We start from the raw sequence: 11,645 nt of genomic DNA, 5'->3' as shown, positions 1-11,645 counted from the left end.
ACTTACTGTTTTACACAAGATAAATTTGATTTGACGGATTGAGCGGTGAACCCATACGGATTTTTGTGACCGCTCATGCTGCGTTTCATCTCCTGGGGCCTGACCATGTTCTCGTTGGCGGGAGCCTGAAATTAGTATGGTCAAATCCCGATCTTATCACATCTTCAGCATCAGAATCAGGAGAGCGTCTAAAATGAAACTCTGCTTATTTGACTATGTTTTTGCAGAATCTGGCGAGGATCGCCGCGACCTGTGCGCTGATTTAATCGTTCCTCGCTCAGGGGCTGCAGCTGTGCCGAAGCAAGCGCAACTTCTTCCACATCCGTCTGTTTTGCGATTTTGGAGATCAATGCTTTGGCGATCTGATTGGTTCGTGATTCCCGGCGCGCGCAGGAATTTATGTATAATAGTTTCATGCTTTCATATTCCTTTTTGAAAATTCGATTTTTAGCGCGACCATTCAATAGAGCCGAGCGTCATTTCGGCCCAGCTGTACTGCGTCATATATTCCCCGGTATAGGTGTTGATGGCGGCAAGATCCTGCGCCAGCATCCCGTAATAATCACAGTCCACCTTTTCCGGCACAATAGCAAACTGGTTCCGGCTTTTTGCAAAGATATCTTCCGCGCTCACCGCCGAGAGAGAATGGGAAAGATCAGAAAGGAGCTTGCGCAGATATTTGCGCATCTCGGCGGAATCCGGCTTGTCTTCCCACAGCACAGAGCAGAGCTCGGCGGTGTTGCATGCCGCGCCCCGGCGGTCTACCAGATAGGCCAGCAGTTCCTTGGATTTATAATAGGTGAAGTTTACAGGCCTTCCATCCGCAAAAATTTCGAAATTTCCGAAACACTGAATGCGAATCCTGCTTGTCGGCTTACGCTTCACGGGATAACGCAGATTCTCAAGCTCGATCTTCACTTTTTCCGCCGTAGCCGGCTTCATCAGATAACCGCTGGGATGAAGAGCCAGTGCATCCAGCGCATAGTCTGTATAAGCCGTCACAAAAACGATATTTGTGCGGGGGCTTGCCTCTTTGATGCGCTTCGCCATTTCCAGCCCGCCGACGCCGGGCATCTTGATATCAAGAAACGCCACATCGGGCCGGGCGCCATGAACCTCGACCTCGCACAAGGCTTCAGATGCGAGGGAAAAGCTCTGGAGCTTGGCATCAGGCAGCGTCTCTAAAATGGCGCGGTCTAAAATGCTCAGTGCGGCGCTTTCGTCGTCCACAGCTAAAATTGTCATCATTTCTGCTGCCTCTCCTTCGGTATTTTAATTGTGGTCACGGTTCCCCTGCCCGGGATACTTTGAACGGTCAGTGCGCCGCCGCACATGGCTTCCAGCCGGCCGCGCACATTGGCAATGCCGATGTGACTGCGGCCATCCGCAAGCTCTTTCGTCGGGTCAAAGCCCACACCGTCGTCTGTTACGGTGACGACATAGGCATCCGCCGTTTCCGCCGAGGCGATGCGCACAACGCCGCCCTCCTCCCGTTCCGTAACGCCATGCCGCACCGCATTTTCAACGATCGGCTGAAGGGTCAGCGCGGGAACGCAGAAGGCGGTGACCTGCAGATCAAATTCCGTGCGCAGCCGCCCGCCGAACCGGTAACATTCCAGCGCCAGATAATTGCGGGTATGTGCCAGTTCCCTTTCAAAAGGGATCGGCTCTCTGCGGGTGAGAGAATCCAGATTTCCGCGGAGGAACTCTGCAAATTCCACCAGAGATTGCTCGGCCTCAGGCGCTTTGCCGTGGCACATATCCTGAATGGACGCCAGTGAATTATAAAGGAAATGGGGCTGAATCTGGCTGAGCATTACGGTGGTTCGGGATTCCAGCAGCTCTGTCTCCCGCTCTGCCAGCTTCTGCCCGCGCCCCACATGCACCGAGGCATAGATCACCAGCAGGGCCATGGTCGTGCCGATGCAGATGGCATCGATTTCCGGCGGGATCGCCAGCTGGAGCAGCGCCGCCGCCCCGGGCAGAATCGCATAGGAAATCAAAGAAACTTTCTCATGATGGGTCAATGCCTTTCGGCACCGAACGACCAGCGCCACATCCCCGATAAGAATCACCACTGCCAGGATCTGGTTCAGCCACAGCAGCGGCCCGCGCTGATACACCCCGCCGGGGCAGGCGAAATACATCCCGTTGAAAACGGATACGATGTTCAGCACCAGCGCAGCGCAGCACAGGCCGTAAATGATGCGAACCATTCTCCGGGGAATGATCCTTTGGATCGGCACAGTCTGAACAATATATTTCGTGTAAAATCCCGCCAACACAAAGGCAAACCCGCACTTTACGCAGGTCAGCAGCAAAATCAGAGGCAGATATCTCGCCCGGCCATCCAAAAGCCACGCCCCGATAAAGCTGCCGATCAGCACACAATTCGCCCACAGCAGCACATTCATCGTGCGGCTTTGCGGTCTTGCCCAGTTCTTATCCCAGCGGTTGCACAGAATGAGCAGCAGCATAATTGCCAAAGAAAAAAGTTCCACTCCAAGATTTGCAGCAGCCATTCCGTTTTCCTCCGATTAAATATTCTTTCATGGCTGCGATCCCCGTCTGTGGCGGATGCCATGGGATCGAAGCCGATGCCGTAGAAATGCGCACGGCGTAATGCAGCGCCAGGGGCGGGATCTGAACATCATCCGCCTGAATATCATATTCCACCGCCAACCGCCATGGAAGCGCTGCATCTCCGGTGAAAGGTAATTCTGTGTGTGGCAGAGTTCCTTGTGAAACGAGATCAACCCTTCAATCAGCAGAGAATCCATCTCCTGCCTGGCAGATGCGGGCTTTTAAATTTATTATATTTCTTTCTTTCTGCCAAGGCAAGTCGTTTCACTGAAAACATGGCGCGCCGATTCCCCTTTAGATACCGATCTTTTTTATTTCGGGTTTAAAAGAAAAAAGTTAAATCGTTAAAAAATGATCGCCGTGCGCCAGATCGTTTTGCTTCCGGATTTCTCGCCTGCGTCAACGGAATCTGTCACAAACCCCGCGGGCAGTTTTTGCTTCTGCCGGAAAATCTGCGGCCAAGGCCGGGGGACGGAGAACCTCAGGCGGAAAATTGTCACAGGAATGCTTTGTTTCCGGATGATTTTGCCGAGCATGAGGGCTTTTACAAAGCGAAAGTTCCCACGCAGGGGCACTCAGCAATGAAAACAAAGAAATAAACTTCGTGATTGCATAAAACTGCCATTTTCGATATAATCGCACCATAGACGACAAAAAAATGGGGGCGGCGGCATGGTACGCATCGCGGTATGCGACGACAGCGAAACAGAGCTTCAAAAGATCACGGCGCTGGCAGAGGAATATCTTTCTTCACACGGCGCTGCCGGAGAAATCAGAGGGTTTTCTCACCCGGATCTGCTGATGAAGGCCTGTGAAACGGAAAACTATCACATTTATCTGCTGGATATCGTCATGCCCATGCTCAGCGGGCTTGAACTGGGGCGCGAGATCCGCCGCCGAAGCGTTGATGCGCAGATCATCTATATCACAACGGAACCGGGTTTTGCACTGGATGCCTATGCGGTGAACCCGCTGCATTACCTGCTCAAGCCCATTCAAAAGGATGCGCTGTTTTCGGCATTGGAGCTGGCGATGAAGAAGGCTGAGCGCGGCGCCGAGACCGCTGTGACCATCCGAACAAAAGACTGTCTGCGCACCCTTTCCGCCGATGAGATCATCTGCTGCGAATATATCCGCCACAGTGTGGTCTATACGCTGGCAGACGGCCGGCGGGTGGAAACGCTTTCTTTGCGGGAAAGCTTTTTTGAACATATCGCGCCGCTCCTGCGCGACCGGCGCTTTCTTCAGCCTCACGCCGCCTTTGCCGTGAATATGTGCCATGTATGCAGGCTGGATAAAACGGGCTTCACCATGCGCGGCGGCGCTTTTGTGCCGGTTTCGGGCAAATCATATGCCGCCGTTCGCGACGCCTATATGCAATATCGGGTGGGGGCGGGCAACTGATGGAATTTTATGATGTTCTGCGTTCGCTTGTGACCAATGCCTTTCTGGTGACGCTGCTGTTCACCCTGGGGCGTTCCAAATGCAAACCAAAGGTGGAACGCCTTGTGCTGGCGGCCATCGTGCTGGCCGATTTCGGGGCGAATCTCTGGTTTTACAGCCGCAATGATTACACGATGCTGGCCAAGGCCGATATCGCGTTTTTTCTGCTGGCGGGCATCGCGGCAAAGCCGCTGTTTCGCGAAAAAGCCATGCCGTGGCTGTTTAACTGCCTGACCACCATCAATGTTTCCGGCGCTATCACCATCATCACCTATTATCTTGCTGATCTTTTCCCATACCCCTATTATGCCAACACGGTTTTGCGCGCCGCACTGTTCGGCGCCATGATCTGGCTGTTCCGCTCACAGCTGCGCCCGCTTTATCGGCAGGCGGCGGAACGGTGGGACATCTATCTTGTTGTGGCCGCGGGCATCGCGGTGAATTTTGGCTGGTATTTTCTGGCCAGCGACGATGTGGAAAAAACATTGCAGAGGCAGTGCGTTCCGCTTTTATTGCTGACGGCGCTTTCGGCGCTGGTTTATTATGCGGTCTTCCATTCTCTGCGCGAAAACGCGAAGGAAGCGGCGCTGAGGGAAGAAAACCTGAAAATGCAGTCGGAACGCGAACTGACCCGCCAGAGGCTGGCGCTGATGGAGGAATCGGTGCGCCAGATGAGCATTGTGCAGCATGACCGCCGCCATTTGGGCAACACACTGCTCGCGCTTTTGGCGCAGGGCGAAACGGAACAGGCGGCTTCGCTCATCCGCCGCCAAAGCGAAGCTTTGCCGCAGAAACCGCAAAGCTACTGTCAGAATGTGCCGGTGAACGCCGCGGTTTCTTATTATGCAGAAATGGCGGCACAGCGGGGCATCTGCTGTGATATCCGGCTGGATATCCCCGAAAAACTTGATGTGGATGAGTTGTCACTTGCCATGGCGGCATCGAACCTGATGGAAAACGCCGTCAATGCCGTCACGCCGCTTCCGGCCCCGCGGCGGGCGCTGCGATTCACCGCCGTTTATACGGGGCAGCTGGTTATGGAGCTGCGGAACCCTTATGACGGCGAGGCGGAACTGGACGACAGCGGCCTGCCTGTTTCACGCAAAGAAGGCCACGGCCGGGGAACCCAGAGCGTGGCGGAATTTGTAAAGCGCTGCGGCGGCGAACTTGTTTATGAAACAAGCGGCGGGGAATTTATCGTTCGCCTCATGGTTTGAGGCAAAAGAAAACGGCGCAGCCTGGCGGGAACACCGCAGAAAAAGAAGCGGACGAGCGCGGATGAAACGGCAGAATTCTTGTTAAAAAATAATCATTGTGATATACTGGGATAAAATACCGTTTTGCGCTGTGGATAAGGCCGCAAAGGACCGGAAAAGCACAGTCATAAAAATGGGGATCCGCAAGGATAAGGGGGGATCGTTAAATGGATTTGACAAAGGCTAAAATCTTTTTATATGCAGTTGATTCGGGAAGTTTATCCAAAGCGGCGACCGCTTTTAATTACACCCCCTCCGGCATCAGTCACATGATGGCGGCTTTTGAAGCGGAGGTGGGGTTTTCTCTGCTGATCCGCACCAAAAACGGCGTGATCCCCACCTCTAACGCTGAGCGTCTGCTGCCCATCATTCGGGCGCAATGCAGCTGGGATGAGCAGTTTTGCCAAACCGTATCGGAAATCAGCGGTCTGGCCTGCGGCACACTGGGGATCGGCGCTTATTCCAGCATTGCCAGCCAGTGGCTGCCCAAGGTGATCGCGGCCTTCCACCGCGATTATCCGGGCATCCGTTTCAAGCTGCTGGAGGGTGTGTGGCAGGAAGTGGACAATTATTTGCTCGAGCGGAAGGTGGAAATGGGGTTTTACAGCTATCAGCCATCCAGCAAACATCAGTGGATCCCGCTGAAAAACGACCCTATGGTAGTGGCGGTGCCCCTAAACCATCCGCTGGCGGCGCAGTCATCGGTGAGAATCGCGGATATTGAGAAGGAACAGCTTATCATGCCGGCGTATGGTTCCGATATTGATGTGGTGAACCTTTTAAAAGAAGAAAATGTGAAGATCGAATATCAGTTTTCCACCTTGCAGAATTATTCGGCCATCGGCATGGTGGAAGAAGGGCTGGGCGTGCTGATCACCAACGCCCTTATCACCAGAGGCCGCACCAACCGCATCAAGCTGCTGCCCTTCGACCCCCCGCGATCGATCAATCTGGGCATCGCGGTGCCTTCGGAAAACCGCCTGACCCCCGCCGCGATCAAGTTTATCGATTATTGCAAAGAGATCATCGGCGCCATGGATAACGAATTGCAGCAGTGACGAAAAACGCGCCCGCGCCGCCATGGAACGACCTGCCGCCGGAATGACGGCAAAACAACTGAAGAGCGCATTCATAAGCCCGCCCGCAGCCGAAAAGCCGCGGGTGGTTTTTTTATCTGCCAAAATTTTGACGCCATCTATGCAAAAGCTTCATTTGTCTTGTGCCTGTTTTTCAAGTTCTAAAAAGAGTAACGCGAATAAAATTGGAGCTTCCCACAATGAGACGCCAAACTTTTGGATATTATGCACTAAAAAGCAATTCAAAAAAAGAAATAATAGGTGAAAAGTTCTCATTTTCGAGTTGCGGAAGTTCAGCTACCCAAAAATCGGATTATTGTCTAATATTGATATTGTAAATAACACCCCGGCAACGAAATCGGTTTTTTCGATAATTGCGCGGGAAGCGGGGTCTGATATTTTCGGGAAAGGCCGGAAGGGGGGGAAGCTGCCGTGCAGAAATATCTGCTGGTGACGAACAACAGCAAGGCGCTGGAGCGTTACGGAGATCATGCCAATATCGGCGTTGAATATTTGGAGGGGAAAAGTTATCTGGATGTTTTAATCAGAACGCGCGACCTTGTTTATGAAGGGTGGCACCTGATGAGCCATCCCCAGGCGAGCAATCTCAAGCCGAATCAATGCCCTTATAAAACGGTTCTGATTTCCAGCTCCAGCGCGGCGGAATCGTTTGAGCGCGATGTGGAACTCATCGAGGGAAGCATTGCCGCCGTTCACAAATTCACAAAAGGCATGAAGCCGCCCACCTGGCCGGAGCGCGCGCTGCAGGATTTTCGAACGATCGATCTTTCGGTAGTGGAATCGGCAATCAACAGCTCGCTCATGCATCAAATGATTCTGAGCAATATCTGAGGAAAAATTTCAAGGAGGTGCGTTTGGCAAATGAAACTGGAATTAGGGAAAATCCATATCCATGATGTGCGGTTTGGCGACACCACAAAAATCGATCACGGTGTGCTGTATGTCAATGCGGAGGAAATGGCGGCGGTGATCTTGAAGGATGACCGTTTGGCAGATTGTCATATCGAGCTGGCAAGACCGGGCGAATCGGTTCGAATCACACCGGTAAAGGATGTCATTGAGCCGCGTCTGAAGGTGAAAGGACCCGGCTGTGTCTTCCCGGGCGTGATGGGGAAAGTGACACAGGTGGGCGAAGGCGTTACTTACTGTATGGATGGCGCCTGCGTCGTCACCGTTGGGCGCATCGTCGGTTTTCAGGAAGGCGTTATCGATATGTCCGGCCCCGCTGCCGAATATTGCCCGTTTTCTCAAACACAGAATGTCTGTGTGGTCATCGAACCCAAAGAAGGGCTGGAAACGCATGTTTATGAAAGCGCCGGCCGCATGGCGGGCCTGACCGCCGCAAAATATCTGGCGCAGACACTGGCGAACCAGACCCCCGATGAAACACTGACCTACGAAACCAAACCGCTGCTGGAGCAGGTGGCACAATATCCCGATCTGCCGCGCGTGGGCTATATCCATATGCTGCAATCTCAGGGCCTGCTGCATGATACTTATTATTACGGCGTAGATGCCAAGCAGATCGTGCCCACGCTGATGTATCCCACCGAGATCTTCGACGGCGCCATCGTTTCGGGCAACTGCGTGGCCCCCTGCGACAAGGTGACCACCTATCACCACGAGCATAACCCCGTGATCGAAGACCTTTTCAAACAGCATGGCAAAACGCTGAACTTCATGGGCGTGATCCTCACCAACGAAAATGTGTTTTTGATGGATAAAGAACGCCATTCGGATATGACGGCGAAGCTTTGCGAATATATCGGCCTGGAAGGCGCGCTGCTGACGGAAGAAGGCTATGGCAACCCCGACACCGATTTGATGATGAACTGTAAAAAAGTGACGCAGCGCGGCACAAAAGTGGTCATCATCACGGATGAATTCCCCGGCCGCGACGGCAAATCTTATTCCCTTGCGGATATCTGCGATGAAGCCGATACCATGATTTCCTGCGGCAACGGCAATATCGTCATTCATTTCCCAGCCATGGATCATGTCATCGGCACACAGGAATATGTTGAGATGCAGATCGGCGGCTGGGTCGGATGCAAACAGGAAGACGGCGGATTCGACGCCGAGATCCAGATCATCATCGCCTCCACCATTGCAAACGGCTTTAACAAGCTGTGCGCCCGTGGATATTGATAAAGGAGGAACGCAGAAATGTCAAAAAAGATTATTCACTATGTCAACCAGTTCTTTGCCGGCATCGGCGGCGAAGAAAAGGCTGATATCATCCCGGAAGTTCGCCCCGGTGTTGTCGGTTCGGGCAGCGCGCTGCAAAGCGCTTTGGGCGAAGGATATGAAATTGTTGCAACGGTGATCTGCGGCGACAACTATTTCGGTTCCAACCTTGAAAAAGGCGTGGTGCCCCAGCTGCTGGAGATGATCGGAAGCTTTCAGCCCGACGGCTTTATCGCCGGCCCCGCTTTCAACGCCGGCCGTTATGGCGTTGCCTGCGGCACCATCGCAAAGGCTGTGCAGGAGGAACTGCATATCCCCGTGGTGACCGGCATGTTTGAAGAAAACCCCGGCGCGGATATGTTCAAAAAGGATGTATTCGTGATCCGGACGAAGAATTCTTCGGTGGATATGCGCCGCGTGGTGCCGATGATGGCATCGCTGCTGAAAAAGCAGATCGAGGGCAAAGAAATTTTGAGCCCCGCGCAGGAAGGTTATCTGGAACGCGGGATCCGCGTAAACTATTTTAACGACCGCCGCGGTTCGGAACGCGCCGTCGAGCTGATCGTCAAAAAGATCAAAGGCGAAGAAGTTTATACCGATTATCCCATGCCGGTGGTGGATCATGTGGCCCCCGCCCCCGCCCTGAAAGATCTGGCGCACGCAAAGATCGCGCTGATCACTTCCGGCGGCATCGTGCCTCAGGGAAACCCCGATCACATCGAATCGTCTTCCGCCACAAAATGGGGCAAATACTCCATCGAGGGGATGGATCACGCCGACAAGAAAGATTTTATGACGGTTCACGGCGGTTATGACCGCGCCTTCATCACAGAAGACCCTGATCTCTGCATTCCGGTGGATGCTTTGAGAAACCTGGAAAAACAGGGCGTGATCGGTGAATTGACCAACTATTTCATCACCACCACGGGCACAGGCACCGCAACGAACAGCGCTAAGCGCTTTGCGGAAGAATATATCCCCATGCTCAAGCAAGATGGCGTGGATGCCGTTCTGCTTGTCAGCACGTGAGGCACCTGCACAAGATGCGGTGCATCTATGGTAAAAGAAATCGACCGTGCCGGGATCCCCGTCACACATATCTGCACAGTCGTTCCCATTTCTCTGACGATCGGCGCGAACAGAATCGTTCCGGCCGTTGGCATCCCCTATCCCCTGGGCGATGCGCACGAGAGCGAAGAAAAGAGTTATGCGATTCGCGAAAGACTGGTGAGAAGAGCGCTGAAAGCGCTCACCGTTCCTGTGGAAGAGCAAACCGTTTTTGAAGAAGATTTTTAACAGGTGAGCAGTTTCTGAGCACCCCATCAGCAGGGCCGGCGCAGGCAGATCGTCTGAACGCCGGCCCGCCCCACTTTTTTCCTCTACGCCATCCTTTCCAGTGAAGAATAGGAGAACAGCATGAAGAAAAATAATAAGAGCAGCATCGGCGCGGTGATCGGTTTCTGCGGCGCATGCATTGCCTTTTACATCGGCGCCGGTTTTGCCACGATGCAGGAAGTGATGCAGTATGAGGTTTCATACGGATCGCTTTTCATGGTGGTCATTGCGGTGGCTGCGTTGATCTATGTGTATACGAACCTTTCTTTTGCAACCAATGGCAATCGGCTTCAGCTTGCCCGCGGCGGCGATATCTATCTGCATTACTGCGGCAAGTATATCGGCACTTTTTATGATTTCTTTTCTGCGTTTTTCTGCTATATGTGTTTCATCGTGATGTGCGGCGGGGCGAATTCCACGGCAACGCAGCAGTGGGGCCTGCCCAATGGCGTTGGCGCGGTGGTTTTAACGGCGGCCGTCATCGTTACGGCGGTATTCGGCCTGGATGGGATCTTGAACGCGCTGAGCAAGCTGGGCCCTATCATTATTGTGATCATCCTCGTGGTTTCAAGCATCACGGCGATTTCCGGGTTCAGCCATTTCGGCCAGAACATCAAGGATATCGACAGCGGTGTTTATCAGCTGACGCAGGTGGGCGGCAACAACCCCATCGCTTCCGGCGCTTCTTATGGCGGCTTTGTGATTTTGTGGTTTGCCTCGTTCCTTTCGGAGATCGGCGCAAAAAACAAGCTGAAAGAGGTCAATTCCGGAATGCTGCTTTCCACGCTGTTTATCTTCGGCGCGGCGGCGCTATGCTGCATCGCGTTGATCGCCCATATTCCCCAGACGGCCGATTCGGATATCCCTGCGCTGATTTTGGCGGGCGCCATCCATCCGATGCTGGCGCAGATTTTGGCAATTATTATTTTTTGCGGCATTTATACCACGGCGGTTCCTTTGCTGTGGACCGGTGTGGGCCGGGTCGCCAAGGAAGGCACCAAGCGTTATAAGCTGTTCACCATCGTGGGGGGCATCGCGGGCTGCATCGTGGCTTGCTTCCTGCCTTATAAAGGGTTGGTAAACATCCTTTACGGAATCAACGGCTACCTTGGCTTTGCGCTGGTGGCGTTCATGGTGGTTTACGACATCCGCACCCGCATGGGCGCGAAGAACGCCGCAAAACAATAAACAAACAGCATTCGAAACCCCGTTTCCGCCGGGCACCATTCTATCAGCGCCGGCGGGGCGGCGGAAAACAACGCTTTATCGCATGTGCAAGACCTGAGACACAAACAGATGTTCACTCGGCTGTAAAAGATTCCCGGCGAACAGAGGCTCTGATTGCTTTTGAGCACGGCAATCAAAGGACGATTCGCCTGTTGCCGATCGCAGCGATCGCGGTAAGATACAGCAGATTCTGGTTCGGTTCTCATGTTTGGATGGCGGCAGACGCGGCCATTGGCACTTTTAGAGAACACAGGCCCTCCCATAATGAGAGGGCCTGTGTGTTTTTTATGGCGGAGGAGAAAACGGTTGGGAGGCGGATTGATTCTTCGGGCGCGGGAGGGAAGTATATGCTGCATAAAAGCGGCCGGTTTTCCTTTCACGAACGATCATACATTCCCAATCGGCCTTGGGGGCAACAGTGATTTGCCGGTTGCCGCACACAAATTCAAGAGAGAACAGATTATGCTCATGCCATCGGCTTTTAACACGGCAAAGGGGGAGAATGCGTGGATTTGCG

The 11,645-nt window shown here is 53.4% G+C and carries 10 protein-coding genes; 7 read left to right on the top strand and 3 right to left on the bottom strand.

Features of this window, described 5'->3' with window-relative positions; all coding sequences use genetic code 11:
* Positions 1-188 precede the first annotated feature (188 nt).
* Genes ACJA3I_RS00110 through ACJA3I_RS00100 form a run of 3 tightly spaced genes read right to left on the bottom strand, consistent with a single transcriptional unit; the run spans position 189 to position 2,522 of the window.
* Positions 189-416, bottom strand: a complete 228-nt coding sequence (locus ACJA3I_RS00110) for an NADPH-dependent FMN reductase family protein (RefSeq protein ID WP_458862742.1) — start codon at positions 414-416, stop codon at positions 189-191.
* A gap of 31 nt (positions 417-447) precedes the next feature.
* Positions 448-1,248: a response regulator gene (locus tag ACJA3I_RS00105; protein WP_458862741.1), complete on the bottom strand. Its 801-nt coding sequence runs from the start codon at positions 1,246-1,248 to the stop codon at positions 448-450.
* Positions 1,245-2,522, bottom strand: coding sequence for a sensor histidine kinase (locus tag ACJA3I_RS00100; RefSeq protein WP_458862740.1), 1,278 nt, complete (start codon positions 2,520-2,522; stop codon positions 1,245-1,247). The genes ACJA3I_RS00105 and ACJA3I_RS00100 overlap by 4 nt, the downstream gene beginning before the upstream one ends.
* 733 nt (positions 2,523-3,255) lie before the next feature.
* Between ACJA3I_RS00100 and ACJA3I_RS00095 the strand changes: the two genes are divergently transcribed.
* From ACJA3I_RS00095 to ACJA3I_RS00065, 7 genes are all read left to right on the top strand, one after another.
* Positions 3,256-3,987 (top strand): LytR/AlgR family response regulator transcription factor, encoded by a 732-nt coding sequence (locus tag ACJA3I_RS00095; RefSeq protein ID WP_458862739.1) that lies wholly within the window; start codon positions 3,256-3,258, stop codon positions 3,985-3,987.
* The gene (locus ACJA3I_RS00090) at positions 3,987-5,243 is read left to right on the top strand and encodes a sensor histidine kinase (RefSeq protein ID WP_458862738.1); all 1,257 of its coding nucleotides are present in this window, start codon (positions 3,987-3,989) and stop codon (positions 5,241-5,243) included. Before ACJA3I_RS00095 ends, ACJA3I_RS00090 begins: the two co-directional genes overlap by 1 nt.
* Before the next feature lie 206 nt (positions 5,244-5,449).
* On the top strand, positions 5,450-6,340 hold the full coding sequence (locus ACJA3I_RS00085; protein WP_458862737.1) for a LysR family transcriptional regulator: 891 nt from the start codon (positions 5,450-5,452) through the stop codon (positions 6,338-6,340).
* A 450-nt stretch (positions 6,341-6,790) separates the two neighbouring features.
* A complete protein-coding gene (locus ACJA3I_RS00080) occupies positions 6,791-7,210 on the top strand; it encodes a GrdX family protein (protein WP_458862736.1) in 420 nt (139 codons plus the stop codon).
* A gap of 30 nt (positions 7,211-7,240) precedes the next feature.
* Positions 7,241-8,527, top strand: coding sequence for a sarcosine reductase complex component B subunit alpha (gene grdG, locus ACJA3I_RS00075; protein ID WP_458862735.1), 1,287 nt, complete (start codon positions 7,241-7,243; stop codon positions 8,525-8,527).
* An 18-nt stretch (positions 8,528-8,545) separates the two neighbouring features.
* Positions 8,546-9,862, top strand: a complete 1,317-nt coding sequence (gene grdB / locus ACJA3I_RS00070; RefSeq protein WP_458862734.1) for a glycine reductase complex selenoprotein B — start codon at positions 8,546-8,548, stop codon at positions 9,860-9,862.
* Between the two features lie 120 nt (positions 9,863-9,982).
* Complete coding sequence (locus ACJA3I_RS00065) at positions 9,983-11,089, top strand: YkvI family membrane protein (RefSeq protein ID WP_458862733.1); 1,107 nt, start codon at positions 9,983-9,985, stop codon at positions 11,087-11,089.
* Positions 11,090-11,645 lie beyond the last annotated feature (556 nt).

Source organism: Acidaminobacterium chupaoyuni, assembly GCF_047936785.1.
Classification (GTDB): Bacteria; Bacillota; Clostridia; order Oscillospirales; family Butyricicoccaceae; genus Acidaminobacterium; species Acidaminobacterium chupaoyuni.
The sequence above is the reverse complement of the archived record's forward strand: the minus strand, read 5'-3'. Positions and strand labels throughout refer to the sequence as shown.